The organism is Streptomyces sp. NPDC002467 (genome assembly GCF_042889825.1).
In the GTDB taxonomy this organism is placed as follows: Bacteria; Actinomycetota; Actinomycetes; order Streptomycetales; family Streptomycetaceae; genus Streptomyces.
Genome location: NZ_JBIARJ010000015.1, coordinates 1 through 20,762 on the forward strand (window position 1 = coordinate 1; position 20,762 = coordinate 20,762).

Consider the following 20,762-nt stretch of genomic DNA (forward strand, 5'->3'; position numbering starts at 1 on the left):
CCAGATGTGGAAGCCCGGTAACGGGTGAAGCTGACTGGTACTAATAGGCCGAGGGCTTGTCCTCAGTTGCTCGCGTCCACTGTGTTAGTTCTGAAATAACGAACGGCTGTGATTACACACCAGCGTTCAAATTTCATAGTGTTTCGGTGGTCATAGCGTTAGGGAAACGCCCGGTTACATTCCGAACCCGGAAGCTAAGCCTTTCAGCGCCGATGGTACTGCAGGGGGGACCCTGTGGGAGAGTAGGACGCCGCCGAACAATCATTGTGGGAAAGCCCCGCACCTTCTGGTGCGGGGCTTTTCTGCGTTCACGGCCGATTTCAGGGCGAGTCGGCCCCTGCGGCTGATCACCAGTCGGCGGGGTAGCTCTTGAGGCTGCTTGTGTCGAGGGTCCAGCGGCCGGCGGTGACGGTGTCGCCGAAGGCGTAGGGGACCGCCTTGCGATAGCGGATGCCGTCGGGTCCTGATGAGGGGTCGCTGTGCACCGTGACGGTCTTCTTGTCCTTGCGGGGGTCGACGACGACATACAGGGGGACACCCATCCGCGGGTAGTCGTGCAACTTGTCACGGATGTCGGTGAGTGAGTTCGTACGTGAGACGACCTCGACCACCAGCAGGACATCGCGGGAGTTGACGACCTTCGCGGTGTCGTCGGTGTCCTCCTCGGCGATGACCATGAGATCGGGGACCTTGGTCAGGCCGGTTTCGGGATCGCCCATGTTCGTGTCGTTGAGGGCCATGACCTCTGGGGTCTGGGCCTCGATCTGCCGACGCAACCGCACCACGTTGAGCCCGTGGGGGGCTGTCGGGCTCATCATGGTGAGGAAGATCTGGCCCTCGGTGGTCTGGACCCTCCACTGGTCCTCGTGGTGCTCGGCCAGCTCCGCGAGCTGCTCCGCGAAGTCGTGCAGGCGGCGCATCTGCTCAGGGGTGAAGTCGGCCATGTGTCCTCCTGGTAGGTGCCCTGCCAGAGTAGCCAGTCGGACGACTTCTAGAGGCGGCCCGCGGCCTTCAGGGCCAGGTAGGCGTCGGACAGGGCGGGGGCCAGGGTGTCCGGGGTGGCGTCGACCACGTGGACGCCGTGGCGGGTGAGCTGGTCCGCGGTGCGGCGGCGCTGGGACTGGGACTGGGTGCCGGCGGCGGCCTCGTAGACCGCGTCGGCGTCACCGCGGGCGGCGGTCATGGCGGCGACGTGGGGGTCGGCGACGGAGGCCAGTAGGACCGTGTGGCGGGCCGTGAGCTGGGGGAGGAGCGGGAGCAGGCCCTCTTCCACCGGGGCCGCGTCCAGGCTCGTCAGGAGGACCACCAGGGAGCGGCGCGGGGCGCTGCGGAGGATGGTGGAGACCATGGTGCGGGAGTCCGTCTCGACCAGTTCCGGTTCGAGGGTGGCCATCGCGTTGACGAAGGACGGGAGGACGTCGGCGGCCGCCCGGCCCTGGACCTGGGCGCGGGGGCGGCGGTCGTGGGCCAGGAGGTCCACGCGGTCGCCGGCGCGGGTGGCCAGGGCGGCGAGGAGCAGGGCCGCGTCCATGGCGGAGTCGAGGCGGGGGGCGTCGCCGACGCGGCCCGCCGAGGTGCGGCCGGTGTCCAGGCAGATCAGGATGTGCCGGTCGCGTTCGGGGCGCCAGGTGCGGACGGCCACCTTGTTCTGGCGGGCGGTGGCGCGCCAGTCGATGGAGCGGGTGTCGTCTCCCGGGACGTAGTCGCGCAGGCTGTCGAACTCCGTGCCCTCACCGCGCGTCAGGACGCTGGTGCGGCCGTCGAGTTCGCGCAGGCGGGCCAGCCGCGAGGGGAGGTGCTTGCGGCTCGTGAAGGGCGGCAGGACGCGGACGGTCCAGGGGACGCGGTGGGAGCCCTGACGGGCGAGCAGGCCCAGGGGACCGTACGAGCGGATCGTGACGCGGTCGGCCTGGCGGTCGCCGCGGCGGGTGGGTCGCAGGCGGGTGGTGAGCCTGCGGCGTTCCCCCGACGGGACGGTCAGGGCGTGGCGGGACGCCGGGCCCTCCGTGCCGGGGACCCAGCTGCTGGGGGGCCAGGCGTCGCGGATGCGGGCACGGAGCGTGCGGGTGCCCGGGTTCGTGAGGGTGAGGTGGACGTCCGCCGCCTCGCCCAGGCGGACCGAGGTGTCGCCCGAGCGGGTGAGGAGGAGCGGGCGGACGGGCGCCGCGAGGGCGTAGTCGACCGCGCAGGCCAGCGCGAGCGGGGCGTTGACCGCGAGCATCCCCGTCCAGCTCGGTTCGAGGATGCCGACGGGGATGCTGCCGAGGGCCGCCAGCAGGGCGGCGCGTCCGGTGAGGGCCGCCATCAGCGCGGAACGGGGACGTGGGTGAGGATCGCGGTGATGATCGAGTCCGCGGTGACGCCTTCCATCTCGGCTTCCGGGCGCAGCTGGACGCGGTGGCGCAGGGTCGGGAGGGCGAGGGCCTTCACGTCGTCGGGGGTGACGTAGTCGCGTCCGGTGAGCCAGGCCCAGGCGCGGGCGGTGGCCAGCAGGGCGGTCGCGCCGCGGGGGGAGACGCCGAGGGTGAGGGACGGCGATTCGCGGGTGGCGCGGCAGATGTCGACGACGTACCCGGCGATCTCCGGGGAGACGGTGACGTGGGTGATGGCCTCGCGGGCGGCTTCGAGCTCGGCGGGTCCCGCGACGGGGCGGACGCCGGCGGCGTGCAGGTCGCGGGGGTTGAAGCCGGCGGCGTGCCGGGTCAGTACGCCGATCTCGTCCTGGCGGGAGGGGAGCGGGACGGTGAGCTTGAGGAGGAAGCGGTCCAGCTGGGCTTCCGGGAGGGGGTACGTGCCCTCGTACTCGACCGGGTTCATGGTGGCGGCGACGAGGAAGGGCTCGGGAAGGGGACGCGGGGTGCCGTCGACCGTGACCTGGCGTTCCTCCATCGCTTCGAGGAGCGAGGACTGGGTCTTGGGGGGCGTGCGGTTGATCTCGTCCGCGAGGAGGAGGTTGGTGAAGACCGGGCCGTTCTGGAAGGAGAACTCGGCGGTGCGGGCGTCGTAGACGAGGGAGCCGGTGACATCGCTCGGCATCAGGTCGGGGGTGAACTGGACGCGCTTGGTGTCGAGTTCGAGGGAGGCGGCGAGGGCCCGCACGAGGAGGGTCTTGGCGACGCCGGGGACGCCTTCGAGGAGGACGTGGCCGCGGCAGAGGAGGGCGACGACCAGGCCCGTCACGGCCGAGTCCTGGCCGACGACGGCCTTGCCGATCTCGGTGCGGAGCGCTTCGAGGGAAGCGCGGGCGCTGTCGGCGGCCGGGGACGGGGCCGGGGCCGCGGAATCGGTGGCCGGGTACGTCATGACGTACGGACCTCTCTTTCGAGGGCGTCGAGGTGGTCGGCGAGCGCGACGAGTGCCGCGTCGTCGGAGGGTGTGGGGCCGAAGAGCAGGCCGGTCACGTCCTGCGTGCCGCCGGTGAGGCGGGCGGAGACCGCCGGGGCGAGGGCGGCGGGGTCGTGGGCCTGGGTGTGCGCGACGCCGGTGAGGGCGGCGAGGCGTTCGCGGGCGGCGGCGCGCAGCACGGTGGCGGCGCGGTCGCGGGCGCGGGCCTTGCGGTACAGGCGGGCGCGGCCCTCGGTGGCCTCGGAGGCGCGGATGACGACGGGGAGCTTCTCGGTGACGAGGGGGCCGAGCCGGCGGGCGCGCCAGAGGGCGGCGAGCGCGGCTGCGACGAAGAGCTGGAGCAGGGCCCAGGACCAGCCGGCGGGGATGAGGTCGAGGAAGTCCGGGCGCTCGCCAGCGGCTCGGCTGTCGGCGTCGGAGTCCTCCAGGGTCGGCATGTACCAGACGAGGTCCGGGCGGGAGCCGAGGAGTTGGAGGGCGAGGGAGGCGTTGCCTTCGTCGGCGAGGTTCTGGTTGAGGAGGATGCTGCCGGTGCCGAGGACGACGGTGTCTCCGCCGGTGGTTCCCGTGGGGAGGACGAGGAGGGTGGGGTGGCCGTCGGAGGGGTAGCAGGCGATGGCCCGGGCGTCGGAGGTGGTGTAGCGCAGGCCGTCGCCGAGGCCGGCGCGGCCGGCGGTGGTGGCGGCGGGGAAGGCGCAGTCGGGGGCGAGGGTCTTCGGGTCGGCGTCGCCCTTGGTGTGGACGCCGTATGCGAGCTCGGTGAGGGAGTGGCTCGTGGGTCCTATGAGGATGGTGCGGCCGCCGGAAAGGTCGGAGGCCCAGGCGATCTTGCGGCGCTGGGTGGCGCCGAGCCGGTCGGGGTCGGTGACCAGGAGGGTGGTGCGGGGGCCGGTCGCGGCGGCGGCCTCGCGGGCGGTCGTGACGACGCGGGTGCTGACGCCGCGCTCCTTGAGCAGCTCGGAGACGGCGCGGCTGCCGTAGGGGTCGGCGGAGCGGGGGTCGAGGAGGCCGTGGCGGGTGCCGGAGCTCAGGGCGGCGAGCACGGTGACGCCTGCGGCGAGCACGCCGAGGACGACGAGGCCGGTGCGGATCCGGCGGGCCCGGCGGGTGGCCTGCGGCCGGCTCGGCGGGGTGGGCTGCGGCCCGGTGGGCGGGGTTGGGGCGGGGGCGGTGGCGGGTGCCTGCGGCGCGCTGGGTGTGTGCGGCCCGCTGGGCGGCGTGGTGCCGGCGGGGGCCTGCGGCCCGGTGGGCGGGGTTGGGGCGGGGGCGGTGGCGGTGGCGGGTGCCTGCGGCGCGCTGGGTGTGTGCGGCCCGCTGGGCGGCGTGGTGCCGGCGGGGGCCTGCGGCCCGGTGGCCGGGGTTGCGGCGGGGGTGGTGGCGGGTGCCTGCGGCCCGGTGGGCGGGGTTGGGGCGGGGCCGGGGGTGTGCGGGCCGCTGGGCGCGGATCCGGTGGGGCCGGGGGTGTGCCGGGGGGGCTCCTCGGGTGTCGGACCAGGCCAGGGGGCGGATGGGGGAGCGGTGGTCGCGTCCTGCGTCGTGCGGGGGTGCCCCGGGACCTTCCCGGCAGGGCCGGAAGTGGGGGTTGTGGTGTTCGGCGGGGTGTGGGGACCCGTCTCCTCGGGGGTTGCGTTGACCTCGGCCGGGGGCTCGTTGGGCGGGGTCATGCGGTGGGTCCCGTCAGGAGGGGCTTGGTACGGGTCAGGGTGGTGTCGAGGGCGCTCAGGCGGGCGTAGGTGTCGGCGTCGGCGGTGCGGCCGCCGTAGGTGACGTCGTCGAAGACGCGGGCCGCCGCGCGCAGCTCGGCGGTGTGGTCCGGGAGGGAGACGGAGGCTTCGGCGGCGGCCTCGTCGGCGGTGCGGCCCGGGCGGGGGTCGAGGAGGGTGCGTTCCTCCAGGGAGCGGACGACGGCGCGCATGCGTTCTTGTACGGCTTCGGTCCAGCGGCCGGCGGCGGCGTGGGCCTCGGCGGCCGTGCGGTGGTCGGCTGCGCTGCGTATGCCGTCGTCGAAGAGGGCGCTGGTGGAGGTGGCCGTGCGGCGGGGGGCGCCCAGGCGCCACCACAGGGCTCCGACGGCCAGGACGACCAGGACGATGATGGCGAACAGGCCGAAGCCGCCTCCGGGGGACGCCCCGGAGGCGGAGCCGAACAGGTCGCCGAGCCAGTCGAAGAACTTGCGCAGGGCGCGGTCGAGCAGGCTCGGGTCGTTCTGGTGGTAGAGCGGCTTGGACAGTTCGCGTTCGGCCGCCTCACGGGCGGGGTCGCGCGGTGTCGTGACCGGTGGTGTGGCCGCGGCCGCGGCGGTGATGAGGCCCCCCGTACTCATCATCTGCGGGTCAGCCTCCGTAGTTCTCGACGCCTGCCGCGCGGGCGAGCTCCAGGTCCAGGCCCTCGCGGCGGATGCGCTGGTCGACGTAGAGGAGGACGGTGACGCCGGACTGGATCGGCATGACCACGGCCTGCGCGATGATCGTGCCGATGGCGGTGAGGATGAGCGGTCCCCAGGCGAGCGCGGCGGCGGGGTCCTGCATGGAGCCGAGGCCGCCGCCGAAGACGGAGAAGCCGATCATCTGCAGCGGGAAGAGGATGATCGCCCCGAAGATGGCGACGATGATCCAGGTGAGCGCGGTGATGCCGAAGATCCGCCACCAGGAGCCGTTGACGAGCTTGGAGGAGCGGGCGAAGGATTTGAAGACGGTGCCCCTCTCCAGCATCAGGGCGGGCGAGGCCAGGATCAGCTTGATCCCGAGCCAGATGAACAGACCGATGCAGACGAACCCTGCCAGGGCGGCCAGGCCGATGCTTCGGGCGAGGAGCGCGGGCACGAGAAGAACGGCGAAGAGAAGGATCGCGCCGACGGCCATCAGCAGGGTGAGGCCGGCCAGACGCAGCAGCTGCGGGCGGGCGTCGCGCCAGGCTCCGGAGATCGAGGAGTGCTGACCGAGCACCGCCTTGCTGAAGATCATCGTGAGCATCGCGGTGACGATGATCGTCCCGATGAACTGCAGGAACCAGGCCGCCGCAGTCACCGAGAAGGTGCCGCCGAGGCTGCTGATCAGCTGCTCGGGCGTGATGTTGCCCCGGTCCATGGAGAGCATGAGGTCTTCCAGCGCGTATTTCTGGATGAGCATGCTGACGACCTCGACCACGGTGGCCACGACCAGGGTGATCGGCAGGACCGAGCGCCAGTGGGCGCGCATGGTGGCGACCGCGCCGTCGAGGATCTCGCCGACGCTCAGGGGGCGCAGGGGGATCACTCCGGGCTTGGCGGCGGGGGGCGGGCCCCACTGGCCGGGGCCGCCCGGATGGCCGTACTGGCCGCCGTACGCGCCCCAGCCCGGGCCCGGCTGGGGCTGCTGGGGCTGCGGCGGCGGGTTCTGGCCCGGGGCGGGGCTCTGCCACTGGCCGGGCGGCGGCTGCTCGGCGGACCACTTCGGTGCGTCGGCCGGCTGCGCCGGAGGCTGCTCGGCCGGGGTTCCGGGGCGCTCGCCGTCGGAGGGGGAGGACCCGGGCGTGGCCCAGCCCGGTGAGTCGTTCATCGTCGCTCCTTCGCGTGCACCTGCTGTGGCGGGGGCGCTGGTCGGCTGCCATCGTGCCACGTGGGGTCCACGAACGGACCGGCCGTCCCCCCGGATCTCCGGCAGCCCGTACCTTCAATTGTCACCCGGATCCGGGGCAGACTGGTCGACCTGATCTCCACGCAGGTCCGAGGGGCGATTTCCAGCCCTTTTGGCTGTGGGACAGCTCACCGCCGGGTAACGATTAGCTAATGGGATGATGTCAACCATGAAGGGACGCGTCCTCGTCGTCGACGACGACACCGCGCTGGCCGAGATGCTCGGCATTGTGCTGCGTGGAGAAGGTTTTGAGCCGTCGTTCGTAGCGGACGGTGACAAGGCACTCGCTGCCTTCCGGGAGGCGAAGCCGGACCTGGTGCTGCTCGACCTGATGCTTCCGGGTCGGGACGGCATAGAGGTCTGCCGCCTGATCCGGGCGGAGTCGGGCGTGCCTATCGTCATGCTCACCGCCAAGAGCGACACGGTGGACGTGGTCGTGGGCCTGGAGTCCGGGGCCGACGACTACATCGTCAAGCCGTTCAAGCCGAAGGAGCTGGTGGCCCGCATCCGGGCCCGCCTGCGCCGGTCGGAGGAGCCGGCGCCGGAGCAGCTGGCCATCGGTGACCTGGTCATCGACGTGGCCGGGCACTCGGTCAAGCGGGAGGGTGCCTCCATCGCCCTGACCCCGCTCGAGTTCGACCTGCTGGTCGCGCTCGCCCGCAAGCCCTGGCAGGTCTTCACCCGCGAGGTGCTGCTGGAGCAGGTCTGGGGCTACCGGCACGCGGCGGACACCCGCCTGGTCAACGTGCACGTGCAGCGACTGCGCTCCAAGGTCGAGAAGGATCCCGAGCGCCCCGAGATCGTCGTGACGGTGCGCGGTGTCGGCTACAAGGCCGGACCGAGCTGACGTGCAGTCCGGCAAGGCCCGGAGCGGTTCCCGGTGGGGAGCGCTGCGGGGCGGCAGGCTGCTCCAGGACGGGGCGCCCGGCGGTCCGCTGCTGCGGCTGTGCGTACGCCTCGTACGCCGGCCGCTGCTTCCGGCTGTCCGGCTGTGGCGGCGCAACATCCAGCTGCGGGTGGTCGCCGCCACCCTGCTGATCTCGCTCTCCGTGGTCCTCGCGCTCGGCTTCGTGGTCATCGCGCAGGTGAACAAGGGCCTCCTCGACGCGAAGGAGGAGGCGGCGCAGAGCCAGGCCGCCGGAGGGTTCGCGGTCGCACAGGAGAAGGCCAACGCCCCCGCGACCGTGGACGGGCCCGACGCCGACATCAAGGTCGGACGGGACGCCAGCACCTGGATGAACTCGCTCGTCAAGCAGCTCGCCAGTGGCGGCCAGACCGCCTTCGAGGTCGTCGCGCTCGGCGCGGGTACCGGTGAGCAGGCCCTGCCGAACGCGCAGGGCGTCAAGGGCGCCCGGGCCTCCGGCAACGTGGACCCGACCGCGAGCGTCCCGCTGTCCCTGCGGCGGGCCGTCAACCGCGGCACCGGCACCTTCAAGACCTTCTCGCAGATCCGCTACACCAGCGGGACCGGGCAGAAGGCCCCGGAGCCGGCGCTGGTCGTCGGCAAGCGGCTCACGGACATCAACGGGGACCCGTACGACCTGTACTACCTCTTCCCGCTGACGCAGGAGGAGGAGTCCCTCACCCTGGTCAAGAGCACGATCGCCACCGCCGGCCTGTTCGTCGTCGTACTGCTCAGCGGTATCGCCTGGCTCGTCGTGCGGCAGGTCGTGACGCCGGTGCGGATGGCCGCCGGGATCGCCGAACGGCTCTCGGCCGGGCAGCTCCAGGAGCGGATGAAGGTCACCGGCGAGGACGACATCGCGCGCCTGGGCGAGGCCTTCAACAAGATGGCCCAGAACCTCCAGCTCAAGATCCAGCAGCTGGAGGACCTCTCCCGGATGCAGCGCCGCTTCGTCTCGGACGTCTCGCACGAGCTGCGCACCCCGCTGACGACCGTGCGGATGGCCGCCGACGTCATCCACGACGCCCGCGTCGACTTCGACCCCGTGACCGCGCGCTCGGCGGAGCTCCTCGCGGGGCAGCTCGACCGCTTCGAGTCGCTGCTCGCGGACCTGCTGGAGATCAGCCGCTTCGACGCCGGCGCCGCCGACCTCCAGGCCGAGCCCATCGACCTGCGGGACGTCGTGCGCCGCGTCATCGACGGCGCCGAACCGCTGGCCGAGCACAAGGGCACCCGGATCCGGGTCCTCGGGGACACCCAGCCCGTCATCGCCGAGGCCGACGCCCGGCGCGTGGAGCGGGTGCTGCGCAACCTCGTCGTCAACGCCGTGGAGCACGGCGAGGGCCGCGACGTGGTGGTCCGGCTCGCGTCCGCGGGCGGGGCCGTCGCCGTGGCCGTACGGGACTACGGCGTCGGACTCAAGCCCGGCGAGGCCACCCGCGTCTTCAACCGCTTCTGGCGGGCCGACCCGGCGCGGGCCCGCACGACCGGCGGTACCGGCCTCGGCCTGTCCATCGCCGTCGAGGACGCCCGGCTGCACGGCGGCTGGCTCCAGGCGTGGGGCGAGCCGGGTGGCGGGTCGCAGTTCCGCCTGACCCTGCCGCGCACCGCGGACGAGCCGCTGCGCGGGTCGCCGATCCCGCTGGAGCCCGAGGACTCCCGGGCCAACCGGGCCAGGGCCGCCGCCGAGGCGGCCGGCAGCGCGGCGCCCGCACGGCCCGCCGAGGGCGGCGACCGGTCGGCGATCCCGCCCAGGTCGCCGATGGCCGGGGCGATGCCCGTACCGGCCGATCCGACCGCCCTGCCGGGGAACGGGGCCCGCGTCGTGGCCCGGCCCGCCGAAGACGCCCCTGCCGAGCAGGTGGAGATGGAGGACGGACCCGATGGACGCTGAGCCCACGAGCGCGCGCATCGTACGGGCATGCGCCCTCGGTGGGGCCGCCCTGCTGCTGGCCGGCTGCGCCTCGATGCCCACCCACGGGGAGATCCGCTCCGTGCAGGGCTCGCAGGGGGTCGACTCGCAGGTGCGGGTGTTCGGCGTGCCGCCCGCGGACAAGGCCGGCGCGGACGAGATCGTCAAGGGCTTCCTGGAGGCCATGACCAGCGACGACCCGCAGCTGGAGACGGCCCGCAAGTACCTCACCGAGGACGCCGCGAAGAGCTGGAAGCCGGGCTCCACCGTCACCGTGCTCAAGTCCGGTCTCGGCCGCTCGCTCGTCACCGGTGACAAGGACCCCGACGGGCCCCGCTGGAAGGTGACCGGCGAGAAGCTCGCGACCGTCGACGAGCGCAGCGCCTACCAGCCGGAGACCGGCGGCCCGAAGTACGAGTGGGTCCTCCAGCTCGTCCAGGAGAACAAGCAGTGGCGGATCGTGAACCCGCCCCAGAGCCTCGTGCTCAGCGAGTCCGACTTCCAGCGCATCTACATGCCCGTCAACAAGTACTATTTCGCGGGCAGCGCGCTCGTCGCCGACCCCGTCTACGTGCGCCAGCGCGCCGACCCGGACTCGCGCATGGACCCGACCACGCAGACCGTGCAGTCTCTGCTCTCCGGGCCCTCCAACTGGCTCGGTCCGGTCGTCCAGTCCAGCTTCCCGACGGGCACGGAACTGCGCGAGGGCACCAAGTCCCTTTCGTACGACGGCCAGAACACGCTGCGCGTGCCGCTCAACGAGAAGGCGGAGAACGTCACGCAGCCGCAGTGCAAGAAGATGGCCACCCAACTCCTGTACTCAGTCAAGGACCTGACGGGCTCTCGGCTCGAACAGGTCGAACTGCTGCGCTCCGACGGCAAGTCCTCGCTGTGCTCGGTGAACGACTCGACGGCGGCCACGATCGCCGGGCGGCCCAGGGCCCCCGAGTACCAGTACTTCGTCGACAGCGAGAAGCGGCTGGTCCGCATGAAGCTCGACGTCGCGAGCGAGGACCAGCAGCCGAAGGCCGAGCCGGTGCCGGGGCCGCTGAGCACCCCCGCCCCCTTCACGGTGAGCTCGGCCGCGGTGACGTACGACGAGAGGCGCGCGGCCGTGGTCTCGGCGGACGGGCACGGCCTGTACGTGGTGCAGATGTCCGGGGTCGGTCCCATGCCGCAGGTGCCGGTGGTCACCAGCAAGGGGGCCAAGGCGTCGGACACCCTGACCGCGCCCAGCTGGGACGCGGCGGGCGATCTGTGGGTCGCGGACCGGGATCCGCAGCACCTCGGGCTGTGGCGGGTGCCGGGCGGGGTCGGGACCCCGGAGAAGGTACAGGTCGCGGGGCTCGGTGACCGGAAGATCACCGCGCTGAAGGCTTCCGCCGACGGGGTGCGGATCGCGTTGCTCCTGGAGGAGAACGCCCGCAGGACGCTGTGGGTGGGGCGGATCGAGCGGCCCGACGCGAAGACGAACGCGGAGTCGGTGTCGGTGCGCGAGCTGCGCCCGGCGGCCCCGCAGATGGCGGACGTGACGGCGATGAGCTGGGCGCCGCGCGGCCGGCTGCTGGTCGTGGGCCGGGAGAGCCGCGGGGTCGTGCAGGCCCGCTACATGCTGGCCGACGGTTCGATGGTCGCGGCGAGCCTGCCCGGGGCCACCGGGCTGGAGTCGGTCGCGGTGGCCGTCTCGGAGGAGGAGGCGAAGCCGAAGCCGGTGGTGGGCTACTCCAGTGACGGCATCGTGTGGCTGCCGCCGGGGGCGCAGTGGCGCACGGTGGCGGCCGGCGGCCAGGCTCCGGTGTACCCGGGCTGATCGAGCTCCGGACCGCGTCCGACCTGCCTTTTTCGTGGTCGTCCACAGGGGTGGCGGGCGCGGGCGGGGTCCGGCAGGGTGGAGCCATGCGGGGGTGGTGGCAGGAGCTGGCCGGGCTGGTCCTGCCGGACGACTGCGCGGGCTGCGGCGCCGCCAGGGTGCTGCTGTGCGCCCGCTGCCGGGAGGCGCTGAGCGGGGCCGGGGCGGGGCTCGTACGGCCCTCGCCGGCGCCCGAGGGGCTGCCGGTGGTGCACGCGGCCGCCGTCTACGAGGGTCCCGTACGGGCGGTGCTGCTGGCGCACAAGGAGCGCGGGGCGCTGCCGCTGGCCGGGGCGCTGGGCCGCGCCCTGGCGGCAGCGGTCCTGGCGGGCGGAGCAGGGCCCGGGGCGGGGTCCTGGGCGGGGTCCGGCGAGGCTTCCGGGGAGGGGGAGCTGGTCCTGGTGCCCGTCCCCTCGGCACGGCGGCGGGTTCGGGCGCGCGGGCAGGATCCGGCGCGCAGGATCGCGCTGGCCGCGGCGGGGCGCCTGCGGCGGGCCGGTGTGCCCGCGCGCGTGGCTCCCGTACTGCGGCTGAGGCGGGCGGTGGCTGACCAGGCGGGGCTGGGGGCCGGGCAGCGCCGGGAGAACCTCGCGGGGGCGCTGGAGGTGCGCCGGGACGGGGTGCGGGCGGTGGCGGGCGCGGCCGTCGTACTGGTCGACGACCTCGTCACGACCGGGGCCACTCTGGCGGAGGCGGCCAGGGCCCTGCGCGCGGCGGGGCCGGGGGTGACGGGAGGTGTTCCGAGGGCCGCCGTGGTCGCCGCGACCTCCGGCTACTCGAAGAGACCAAAAGTCTCGTGAATACATTTGGAACTGCTGGGGAAGGCCCATCGTTGCAGGTAGTAAGAGAGATCAGTGACGGGATCGGACAAACGTCCCGGTAGCGGGTGCCGACAACCGTCATAGAGGGATATGTTCGGTTGTAAGGACTGGCGAGCCTTGGGCCCACGCATCGCGGTCTCTCGACTCCGAAGTCGGTGGGGTGTAGATCTTGCCGATGGGGGAGGAGGAGGTGGAAGTCGCCAAGTCCGTGGCTCCGGCCTTCACCGGAGCCTGGTGCGAAAGGGAGACGCTTCGCCCCATGAGGCGGAGCTATCCGGGAACGGAGTTCTGCGTGGACATCGTCGTCAAGGGCCGTAAGACCGAAGTGCCCGAGCGGTTCCGCAAGCACGTGGCCGAGAAGCTGAATCCTGAGCGGATCACCAAGTACGACGGCAAGGTGATCAGCGTGGACGTCGAGGTGTCCAAGGAGCACAACCCGCGTCAGGCCGACCGTTCCGACCGCGTGGAGATCACCCTCCGCACGCGGGGCCCGGTGATCCGTGCCGAGGCTGCGGCCACCGACCCGTACGCGGCGCTGGACCTGGCTCAGGACAAGCTGGAGGCCCGGCTGCGCAAGCAGCACGACAAGCGCTACACGCGCCGCGGCAACGGACGTCTCTCGGCGGCGGAGGTCGCCGACGTCGTACCGGGTGCCGCAACACTCAACGGCAGTGGCCAGCCGGTCGGCGAGGAGAAGACGGACGGGGTGCCGATCACCCGGATCGGATCCATCGAGGTGCAGGGCGAAGGCCCCCTCATCGTCCGCGAGAAGACCCACTCGGCCGCACCCATGTCGCTCGACCAGGCCCTTTACGAGATGGAACTGGTCGGCCACGACTTTTATCTGTTCGTCGACGCCGAGACCAAGCTGCCCAGCGTCGTCTACCGCCGTCATGCCTACGACTACGGCGTCATCCACGTGAACCCCGACGGAGCCTCCAGCTCGGAGGAACCGCGAGGCGGCGCCGGCGGCGCGCTCGGCGGCTGACACCGACCATTCGTTGCCCCTGCGGTTCGCTCACGCGTCCGCAGGGGCACCTGTGCGACGGGTATGCGCCATGCCTGGCCGTCGTACGCCCCCGTGTCGTGGTGCCGGCATGGAATCATGGCGGTCAGTCAACCGATGGCGGTGTTCGTCCGGTTGGTCCGGCGGTTGGGCACATGCAGGGGGAGGAACGATGGCGGACAGCTTCGGGCCGGTACGCGGTGACGGCGGCGCGGACTGTCGTGACGCGGACGGGGCGGCTTCGGGGGAAGCGGCCGGTTCGCGGGGCGGGGAACCCATCCGGGTGCTCGTGGTCGACGACCACGCACTGTTCCGGCGGGGGCTGGAGATCGTCCTCGCGCATGAGGAGGACATCCAGGTCGTCGGCGAGGCCGGGGACGGCGCGGAGGCCGTGGACAAGGCGGCCGATCTGCTGCCGGACATCGTGCTGATGGACGTGCGGATGCCCAGGCGCGGCGGGATCGAGGCGTGCACCTCGATCAAGGAGGTGGCACCCTCCGCGAAGATCATCATGCTGACGATCAGCGACGAGGAGGCCGACCTCTACGACGCGATCAAGGCGGGCGCGACCGGGTACCTCCTGAAGGAGATCTCGACGGACGAGGTGGCGACGGCGATCCGCGCGGTCGCGGACGGGCAGTCGCAGATCAGCCCGTCGATGGCGTCGAAGCTGCTCACCGAGTTCAAGTCGATGATCCAGCGGACCGACGAGCGCCGGCTGGTGCCGGCGCCGAGGCTGACGGACCGGGAGCTGGAGGTCCTGAAGCTGGTCGCCACCGGCATGAACAACCGGGACATCGCCAAGGAGTTGTTCATCTCCGAGAACACCGTGAAGAACCACGTCCGCAACATCCTGGAGAAGCTGCAGCTGCACTCCAGGATGGAGGCCGTGGTCTACGCGATGCGGGAGAAGATCCTCGAAATCCGCTGACCTACCGGAGCGCGGCCAGTTCCGCCGAGACGGCCGCCGCCTCCCCGGGGGTGGCGGCGCGCTCCACGCGGACCGTGTCGCAGCCCACCCACTCCGCGGCCTCCCGCAGGGCCTGCGCCATGGCGGGGGCCGCCTTGGGCGTGGTCAGGGAGAGCTGCCGGGCCACCAGGGTGCGGCCTTCGCGGGCCGGGTCGACACGGCCCTGGAGCAGGCCGCCCGCCAGCAGCGGCATCGCGAAGTACCCGTGTATCCGCTTGGGCTTGGGGACGTACGCCTCCAGGCGGTGGGTGAAGCCGAAGATCCGTTCCGTGCGCGGCCGGTCCCACACCAGGGAGTCGAACGGCGAGAGCAGCGTGGTGCGGTGGCGGCCCCGGGGGACGGTGGTCAGCGCGGCCGGGTCGGCCCAGGCCGGCTTCCCCCAGCCCTCCACCTCGACGGGGACCAGCCCGGAATCCGCGACCACCGAGTCGAACTCCTCGCCCTTCAGTCGGTGGTAGTCCGCGATGTCGGCGCGGGTGCCGACGCCGAGGGACTGCCCGGCCAGCGCGACGAGGCGGCGCAGGCACTCGCGGTCGTCGAGGTCGTCGTGGAGCAGGGCGTCGGGGACGGCGCGCTCGGGCAGGTCGTACACCCGCTTCCACCCCCGGCGCTCGCTGCACACCACCTCGCCGGTGTCGAGCAGCCACTCCACCGCGATCTTGGTCTCGGACCATTCGAACCACTCGCCGCCGTTCTTGGCGCCGCCGAGCTCCGTGGAGGTCAGCGGGCCGTCGGCCTTCAGACGGTCCAGGACCGCCTTCGTCGAGCGTTCCTTGTCCTGGAGGACGTGCCAGCGGTGGCCGCGGGCCCGGCGGGCACGGCGTCGGAAGGCGAAATGCGGCCATTCCTCGATGGGCAGGATGCAGGCCGCGTGCGACCAGTATTCGAAGGCGTGGCTGTCCGACCAGTACGCCTTCTCGACCGTGTCCCGGCCGACGGCGCCCAGGCGCGCGTACGGGATCAACTCGTGCGAGCGGGCCAGGACGGAGATGGTGTCGAGCTGCACGGCGCCCAGGTGGCGCAGGACGCCGCGGACCCCGCCGCGGCGGTCGGGCGCCCCGAGGAAGCCCTGCGCGCGCAGCGCGATCCGGCGGGCCTCGTCGGCGGAGAGGGACAGGGTCGGCGGCGGCAGGCTGGTCATGCGCCGAAGCCTAGGCGGCGCCACTGACAGCGGGCTCGTACGGGAGCCGGGAGGGCAGGCCGAGGTCGGACGGGAGCAGCGCGCCGGCCCAGCAGTCCAGCAGTGCGCCGTCGTGTTCCATGCCGGCGCGCTGGACGCCCTCGATCAGGAATCCCGCCCGCTCGGCGACGGCCCGGGAGCCGTCGTTGCCGACCCCGGCGCGCCAGACCAGCCGTACGACTCCCGCCTCGGTGAACGCCCAGCGGGCGACGGCCCGCAGTGCCTCGGTCATGTAGCCGCGGCCCCGGTGACCGGCGACGGTCCAGTACCCGATCTCGTGGGTGTACGCGCCCGTCTTGTGCACGGCGAGCGTGGCGACGAGCGGCCCGTCCGCCCCGAGCCGGACGGCGAAGTCGTACGCGGTGTCCTCGCGCCACCCGGTCGGGACGCTCCGCGTCACGTACGTCTGCGCGTGCGCGGGCTCGTAGGGGACGGGCACCGAGATCCAGCGCTGGATCTCGGGGTCCTGGCAGGCGGCGTGCACCTCGGCCGCGTCCCCGGGGACGTGGGGGCGCAGCACGAGGCGGTCGGTGCGCAGCGTGATCGGCTCCATGACCTGTGATTCCTCCGGGTCTAGCCGGCGGCCGACGGCAGGTAGGGCAGTGCGGGGGCCAGGCCGAGGTCCGAGGGGAGCAGGGCGCCCACCCAGGAGTCGCGGACGGTGCCGGAGCGGTGCAGGGAGGCCCGCAGGAGCCCCTCGAAGCGGAAGCCCGCCTTCTCGGCGACGGCCCGCGAGCCGGCGTTGCCGACTTCGGCGCGCCACTCCAGGCGTACGGCGCCCAGCTCGGTGAAGGCCCAGCGGGCGACGCCGGTGACGGCCTCGGTCATGTAGCCGTGGCCGCGGTGCTCCTTGGTCGCCCAGTAGCCGATCTCGTACGACTTCTCCCCGAAGGCCTCGTGGACGTGGACGCCGACGGCGGCGACCAGCGGGCCGCCCTCGCCGAGGCGGACGGCGAAGGAGTAGCCCGAGTCGTCGCGCCAGCCGTTCGGCACCAGCTCGCCGACGAAGGCGCGGGCGTGCTCGCGCGCGTACGGGGAGGGCACCATCGTCCAGCGCTGGATGTCCGGGTCCTGGACGGCCGCGTACACCTCGTCCTCGTCGGCGGGGGCGAACGGCCGCAGGTCGAGCCGGTCCGTGGTCAGTGTCGTGGGCTCCATGAGCGGATTCTGCTGCCATCGCGTGTCGCCGGGCGAACACTTTTCGGGAATCTCGCGGGGGAAGCGGCACCTTCCGTGTCACCCGTACGTTCTCAATACGGGCACCCGCGCCCTCGCGGCTACGGCGGACCTCCCGGCGCGACCACGTCCTCGCTTACGATGGCCGTTACGGTGGGGCCCACCTGCCGTGCCCGTGTACGTACAGTGCCCAGGCCCGACCGGCAAGGAGACAAACCTCGGTGTCCGTCTTCAACAAGCTCATGCGTGCAGGCGAAGGCAAGATCCTGCGCAAACTGCACCGCATCGCGGACCAGGTCAACTCCATCGAAGAGGACTTCGTCAACCTCTCCGACGCCGAGTTGCGGGCGCTCACTGACGAGTACAAGCAGCGTTACCAGGACGGCGAGAGCCTGGACGACCTGCTGCCCGAGGCCTTCGCGACGGTGCGCGAGGCCGCGAAGCGCGTGCTCGGCCAGCGTCACTACGACGTGCAGATCATGGGTGGCGCGGCGCTGCACCTCGGCTACGTGGCCGAGATGAAGACCGGTGAGGGCAAGACCCTCGTCGGCACGCTGCCCGCCTACCTGAACGCGCTGTCCGGCGAGGGCGTCCACCTGATCACGGTGAACGACTACCTGGCCGAGCGCGACTCCGAGATGATGGGCCGCGTCCACAAGTTCCTGGGCCTGTCCATCGGCTGCATCCTGGCGAACATGTCGCCGGCGCAGCGCCGCGAGCAGTACGCCTGCGACATCACCTACGGCACGAACAACGAGTTCGGCTTCGACTACCTGCGCGACAACATGGCCTGGTCGCAGGACGAGCTCGTCCAGCGCGGCCACAACTTCGCCGTGGTCGACGAGGTCGACTCGATCCTCGTCGACGAGGCCCGCACCCCGCTGATCATCTCCGGTCCGGCGGACCAGGCCACGAAGTGGTACGCGGACTTCGCCAAGCTCGTCACCCGCCTGACCAAGGGCGAGGCCGGTCAGCCGCTCAAGGGCATCGAGGAGACCGGCGACTACGAGGTCGACGAGAAGAAGCGCACCGTCGGCATCCATGAGGCCGGTGTCGCCAAGGTCGAGGACTGGCTCGGCATCGAGAACCTCTACGAGTCGGTGAACACCCCGCTCGTCGGCTACCTGAACAACGCCATCAAGGCGAAGGAACTGTTCAAGAAGGACAAGGACTACGTCGTCATCGACGGCGAAGTCATGATCGTCGACGAGCACACCGGCCGTATCCTCGCCGGTCGCCGCTACAACGAGGGCATGCACCAGGCGATCGAGGCGAAGGAAGGGGTGGACATCAAGGACGAGAACCAGACCCTCGCCACGATCACCCTGCAGAACTTCTTCCGCCTGTACTCGAAGCTGTCGGGCATGACCGGTACGGCCATGACCGAGGCCGCCGAGTTCCACCAGATCTACAAGCTCGGCGTCGTCCCGATCCCGACGAACCGGCCGATGCAGCGCGTGGACCAGGCCGACCTGATCTACCGCACCGAGGTCGCCAAGTTCGCCGCCGTCGTCGACGACATCGCGGAGAAGCACGAGAAGGGCCAGCCGATCCTCGTCGGTACGACGTCGGTCGAGAAGTCCGAGTACCTCTCCCAGCAGCTGTCCAAGCGCGGCATCCCGCACGAGGTCCTCAACGCCAAGCAGCACGAGCGCGAGGCCGTGATCGTCGCCCAGGCCGGCCGCCGCGGCGCCGTCACCGTCGCCACGAACATGGCCGGCCGCGGTACCGACATCAAGCTCGGCGGCAACCCGGACGACCTCGCCGAGGCCGAGCTGCGCCAGCAGGGCCTGGACCCGGAGGAGCACATCGAGGAGTGGGCGCACGCCCTCCCCGCGGCGCTCACCCGGGCCGAGGCCGCCGTGAAGGCCGAGTTCGAGGACGTCAAGGACCTCGGCGGGCTGTACGTGCTGGGCACCGAGCGTCACGAGTCGCGCCGTATCGACAACCAGCTGCGCGGCCGCTCCGGCCGACAGGGCGACCCGGGCGAGTCCCGCTTCTACCTGTCGCTGGGCGACGACCTGATGCGCCTGTTCAAGGCCCAGATGGTCGAGCGCGTCATGGCCATGGCCAACGTGCCGGACGACGTGCCGATCGAGAACAAGATGGTGACGCGCGCGATCGCGTCGGCCCAGTCGCAGGTCGAGACCCAGAACTTCGAGACGCGCAAGAACGTCCTGAAGTACGACGAGGTCCTCAACAGCCAGCGTGAGGTCATCTACCGCGAGCGCCGCCGCGTCCTGGAGGGCGAGGACCTCCAGGACCAGGTCCGCTTCATGATGGACGACACGATCGACGCGTACATCGCAGCCGAGACGGTCGAGGGCTTCGCCGAGGAGTGGGACCTGGAGCGCCTGTGGGGCGCCTTCAAGCAGCTCTACCCGGTGAAGGTCACCATCGACGAGCTGGAGGACGCGGCGGGCGACCGCGCGGGCATCACCGCCGAGTTCATCGCGGAGTCCGTCAAGGACGACATCCACGAGCAGTACGCGGCGCGCGAGAAGGCGCTCGGCTCCGACATCATGCGTGAGCTGGAGCGGCGCGTGGTGCTGTCGGTGCTGGACCGCAAGTGGCGTGAGCACCTGTACGAGATGGACTACCTGCAGGAGGGCATCGGCCTGCGGGCGATGGCCCAGAAGGACCCGCTGGTCGAGTACCAGCGCGAGGGCTTCGACATGTTCAACGCCATGCAGGAGGGCATCAAGGAGGAGTCCGTCGGCTACCTGTTCAACCTGGAGGTCCAGGTCGAGCAGCAGGTCGAGGAGGTCCCGGTGCAGGACGCGGCGCCTTCGCTGACGAAGGAGCCGGTGCCGGCGGCGCGTCCGGAGATCCGGGCGAAGGGGCTGGACGCTCCGCAGCGGCCGGACCGGCTGCACTTCTCCGCGCCGACGGTGGACGGGGAGGGCGGGGTCGTCGAGGGCGACTTCGGCGACGCCGATTCCGATGGCTCGGGTGACGGGCTGACGCGGGCGGAGCGGCGGAAGGCGGCCAAGGCCTCTGGTGGGCGCCGCCGCAAGAAGTGACCCCTGCGGGGTCGTCGCGTTCGTCGGCCGGGGCCGGACACCACATCGGTGGTGTCCGGCCCCGGCCGCGTCGTGTCCCCCTTCGGCTGCGGCACCGCTGCCGGGGGGGGGGGGGGGGGGGGCCCCCCCCCCCCCGCCCCCCCGCGCCCGGCGGCGCGGGGCCCGCGGGGGGGGGGGGGGGGGGGGGGGCGGGGGCGGGCGGGGGGGGGCCCCCCCCCCCCGCCGCCCCCGGGGGGGGGGGGGGGGGGGGGGGGGGGGGGCCCCCCCCCCGGGGGGGGGGCCCCCCCCCCGGCCGCGTCGTGTCCCCCTTCGGCTGCGGCACCGCTGCCGGGGGGCGCTGCCCCCGGACCCCCGGTCCTCAAACGCCGGACGGGCTGGATCTGCCTCCGGCGGCGCCTCAAACGCCGGCGGGGCTGCGTTCTGGCCGCAGGCCGTGAAGTGCGCCCGCAGGGCGTTTCCAGCGGCGGCGCCGCACCCGCTCTCAGGGGACGTCGCGGCCCGGGCCCTGGAGTTCTACCGCCGCGCAGCGCCAGCGGAGGTCCGGGCCCTGTTCGAGGCGGAACGCCATCGCCGTGACGCGGTCGCCCGTCGCGATGCGGGCGAAGGCCTCGATGACGCCCGGCCCCGGGGTGAAGCGGCCGCACTGGCGGATCACCGGGCTGAGGCGGGCGCGGAGGTGGTCCGCCGGGGCCAGGGTGATCAGCTGCTCGTAGGCGGGGCCGACGGTGTGGCCGAGGAGCGAGTGGACCGGGCGGCGGCCGCTGACCACCGCGAGCAGCCGATCGGCGAACCAGTGGTGCGGGCCGAGCCGTACGGTGCGCGCGGGGCGGCGCTGGTCGCTGCGGCCCGCAGGGCGGGTACGGCTCCGGGCCCCGGGGCGGCGGCGGGCGGCCTCCCCGCCGATCGTCGTGCGCAGCGTGGTGTCCATGGCGGTCTGCCCCCATCAGGCCGGGCCCGGGCCG

General features: G+C 72.3%; 17 protein-coding genes and 1 rRNA gene. 8 read left to right on the forward strand and 10 right to left on the reverse strand.

The annotated features are described in order from the left end of the window. The first annotated feature begins 142 nt into the window (after positions 1 to 142). Positions 143 to 259 (forward strand): 5S ribosomal RNA (rrf, locus tag ACFYYJ_RS27625). An 88-nt stretch (positions 260 to 347) separates the two neighbouring features. On the opposite strand, the gene ACFYYJ_RS27630 is transcribed toward rrf, so the two are convergent. The 6 genes from ACFYYJ_RS27630 to ACFYYJ_RS27655 are packed head-to-tail and all read right to left on the reverse strand — an operon-like array spanning position 348 to position 6,881. Beyond that, positions 348 to 944: a Uma2 family endonuclease gene (locus ACFYYJ_RS27630; RefSeq protein ID WP_385364387.1), complete on the reverse strand. Its 597-nt coding sequence runs from the start codon at positions 942 to 944 to the stop codon at positions 348 to 350. Positions 945 to 991: 47 nt separating this feature from the next. Further along, positions 992 to 2,305 carry a DUF58 domain-containing protein gene (locus ACFYYJ_RS27635; protein WP_389136345.1) on the reverse strand — a complete coding sequence of 438 codons (1,314 nt, stop codon included), beginning with the start codon at positions 2,303 to 2,305 and terminating at the stop codon, positions 992 to 994. After that, positions 2,305 to 3,303, reverse strand: a complete 999-nt coding sequence (locus tag ACFYYJ_RS27640) for an AAA family ATPase (protein ID WP_385131676.1) — start codon at positions 3,301 to 3,303, stop codon at positions 2,305 to 2,307. The genes ACFYYJ_RS27635 and ACFYYJ_RS27640 overlap by 1 nt, the downstream gene beginning before the upstream one ends. After that, positions 3,300 to 5,009 carry a DUF4350 domain-containing protein gene (locus ACFYYJ_RS27645; RefSeq protein WP_389136349.1) on the reverse strand — a complete coding sequence of 570 codons (1,710 nt, stop codon included), beginning with the start codon at positions 5,007 to 5,009 and terminating at the stop codon, positions 3,300 to 3,302. The genes ACFYYJ_RS27640 and ACFYYJ_RS27645 overlap by 4 nt, the downstream gene beginning before the upstream one ends. Then, entirely contained in the window at positions 5,006 to 5,671 is a 666-nt protein-coding gene (locus ACFYYJ_RS27650) for a DUF4129 domain-containing protein (protein ID WP_385364393.1), read from the reverse strand. Before ACFYYJ_RS27650 ends, ACFYYJ_RS27645 begins: the two co-directional genes overlap by 4 nt. A gap of 7 nt (positions 5,672 to 5,678) precedes the next feature. Continuing rightward, a complete protein-coding gene (locus tag ACFYYJ_RS27655; RefSeq protein WP_389136352.1) occupies positions 5,679 to 6,881 on the reverse strand; it encodes a glycerophosphoryl diester phosphodiesterase membrane domain-containing protein in 1,203 nt (400 codons plus the stop codon). 235 nt (positions 6,882 to 7,116) lie between these two features. Here ACFYYJ_RS27655 and mtrA point away from each other — a divergent pair, with 235 nt between their 5' ends. From mtrA to ACFYYJ_RS27685, 6 genes are all read left to right on the forward strand, one after another. Further along, on the forward strand, positions 7,117 to 7,806 hold the full coding sequence (gene mtrA, locus ACFYYJ_RS27660) for a two-component system response regulator MtrA (protein WP_189828951.1): 690 nt from the start codon (positions 7,117 to 7,119) through the stop codon (positions 7,804 to 7,806). 1 nt (position 7,807) lies between these two features. Continuing rightward, a complete protein-coding gene (mtrB, locus tag ACFYYJ_RS27665) occupies positions 7,808 to 9,757 on the forward strand; it encodes an MtrAB system histidine kinase MtrB (RefSeq protein ID WP_385131665.1) in 1,950 nt (649 codons plus the stop codon). Further along, positions 9,747 to 11,585 (forward strand): LpqB family beta-propeller domain-containing protein, encoded by a 1,839-nt coding sequence (locus tag ACFYYJ_RS27670; RefSeq protein ID WP_385131663.1) that lies wholly within the window; start codon positions 9,747 to 9,749, stop codon positions 11,583 to 11,585. Before mtrB ends, ACFYYJ_RS27670 begins: the two co-directional genes overlap by 11 nt. An 86-nt stretch (positions 11,586 to 11,671) precedes the next feature. Further along, positions 11,672 to 12,424 carry a ComF family protein gene (locus ACFYYJ_RS27675; protein WP_385364399.1) on the forward strand — a complete coding sequence of 251 codons (753 nt, stop codon included), beginning with the start codon at positions 11,672 to 11,674 and terminating at the stop codon, positions 12,422 to 12,424. A 313-nt stretch (positions 12,425 to 12,737) separates the two neighbouring features. Continuing rightward, a complete protein-coding gene (hpf, locus tag ACFYYJ_RS27680) occupies positions 12,738 to 13,433 on the forward strand; it encodes a ribosome hibernation-promoting factor, HPF/YfiA family (protein ID WP_385364405.1) in 696 nt (231 codons plus the stop codon). A gap of 190 nt (positions 13,434 to 13,623) precedes the next feature. Continuing rightward, entirely contained in the window at positions 13,624 to 14,382 is a 759-nt protein-coding gene (locus ACFYYJ_RS27685; RefSeq protein ID WP_389136359.1) for a response regulator, read from the forward strand. 1 nt (position 14,383) lies between these two features. Here ACFYYJ_RS27685 and ACFYYJ_RS27690 read toward each other — a convergent pair whose 3' ends face one another. The 3 genes from ACFYYJ_RS27690 to ACFYYJ_RS27700 are packed head-to-tail and all read right to left on the reverse strand — an operon-like array spanning position 14,384 to position 16,759. Next, the gene (locus tag ACFYYJ_RS27690) at positions 14,384 to 15,562 is read right to left on the reverse strand and encodes a winged helix-turn-helix domain-containing protein (RefSeq protein WP_389136362.1); all 1,179 of its coding nucleotides are present in this window, start codon (positions 15,560 to 15,562) and stop codon (positions 14,384 to 14,386) included. A gap of 10 nt (positions 15,563 to 15,572) precedes the next feature. Next, positions 15,573 to 16,154 carry a GNAT family N-acetyltransferase gene (locus ACFYYJ_RS27695; RefSeq protein WP_385131654.1) on the reverse strand — a complete coding sequence of 194 codons (582 nt, stop codon included), beginning with the start codon at positions 16,152 to 16,154 and terminating at the stop codon, positions 15,573 to 15,575. 20 nt (positions 16,155 to 16,174) lie between these two features. After that, positions 16,175 to 16,759 carry a GNAT family N-acetyltransferase gene (locus tag ACFYYJ_RS27700; protein ID WP_389136365.1) on the reverse strand — a complete coding sequence of 195 codons (585 nt, stop codon included), beginning with the start codon at positions 16,757 to 16,759 and terminating at the stop codon, positions 16,175 to 16,177. Between the two features lie 239 nt (positions 16,760 to 16,998). Here ACFYYJ_RS27700 and secA point away from each other — a divergent pair, with 239 nt between their 5' ends. Then, positions 16,999 to 19,800: a preprotein translocase subunit SecA gene (gene secA, locus ACFYYJ_RS27705; protein ID WP_385364403.1), complete on the forward strand. Its 2,802-nt coding sequence runs from the start codon at positions 16,999 to 17,001 to the stop codon at positions 19,798 to 19,800. A gap of 481 nt (positions 19,801 to 20,281) precedes the next feature. On the opposite strand, the gene ACFYYJ_RS27710 is transcribed toward secA, so the two are convergent. After that, complete coding sequence (locus ACFYYJ_RS27710) at positions 20,282 to 20,728, reverse strand: Rv3235 family protein (RefSeq protein WP_389136369.1); 447 nt, start codon at positions 20,726 to 20,728, stop codon at positions 20,282 to 20,284. Positions 20,729 to 20,762 lie beyond the last annotated feature (34 nt).

Excerpts from the sequence above, each read along its gene's own strand:
- ACFYYJ_RS27640 (WP_385131676.1), bottom strand. The coding sequence starts at position 3,303 with ATGACGTACCCGGCCACCGATTCCGCGGCCCCGGCCCCGTCCCCGGCC.
- ACFYYJ_RS27645 (WP_389136349.1), bottom strand. The coding sequence starts at position 5,009 with ATGACCCCGCCCAACGAGCCCCCGGCCGAGGTCAACGCAACCCCCGAG.
- ACFYYJ_RS27675 (WP_385364399.1), top strand. The coding sequence starts at position 11,672 with ATGCGGGGGTGGTGGCAGGAGCTGGCCGGGCTGGTCCTGCCGGACGAC.
- ACFYYJ_RS27630 (WP_385364387.1), bottom strand. The coding sequence starts at position 944 with ATGGCCGACTTCACCCCTGAGCAGATGCGCCGCCTGCACGACTTCGCG.
- ACFYYJ_RS27655 (WP_389136352.1), bottom strand. The coding sequence starts at position 6,881 with ATGAACGACTCACCGGGCTGGGCCACGCCCGGGTCCTCCCCCTCCGAC.
- ACFYYJ_RS27710 (WP_389136369.1), bottom strand. The coding sequence starts at position 20,728 with ATGGACACCACGCTGCGCACGACGATCGGCGGGGAGGCCGCCCGCCGC.
- ACFYYJ_RS27695 (WP_385131654.1), bottom strand. The coding sequence starts at position 16,154 with ATGGAGCCGATCACGCTGCGCACCGACCGCCTCGTGCTGCGCCCCCAC.
- ACFYYJ_RS27650 (WP_385364393.1), bottom strand. The coding sequence starts at position 5,671 with ATGATGAGTACGGGGGGCCTCATCACCGCCGCGGCCGCGGCCACACCA.
- ACFYYJ_RS27690 (WP_389136362.1), bottom strand. The coding sequence starts at position 15,562 with ATGACCAGCCTGCCGCCGCCGACCCTGTCCCTCTCCGCCGACGAGGCC.
- ACFYYJ_RS27685 (WP_389136359.1), top strand. The coding sequence starts at position 13,624 with ATGGCGGACAGCTTCGGGCCGGTACGCGGTGACGGCGGCGCGGACTGT.
- ACFYYJ_RS27700 (WP_389136365.1), bottom strand. The coding sequence starts at position 16,759 with ATGGAGCCCACGACACTGACCACGGACCGGCTCGACCTGCGGCCGTTC.
- ACFYYJ_RS27635 (WP_389136345.1), bottom strand. The coding sequence starts at position 2,305 with ATGGCGGCCCTCACCGGACGCGCCGCCCTGCTGGCGGCCCTCGGCAGC.
- mtrA (WP_189828951.1), top strand. The coding sequence starts at position 7,117 with ATGATGTCAACCATGAAGGGACGCGTCCTCGTCGTCGACGACGACACC.
- ACFYYJ_RS27670 (WP_385131663.1), top strand. The coding sequence starts at position 9,747 with ATGGACGCTGAGCCCACGAGCGCGCGCATCGTACGGGCATGCGCCCTC.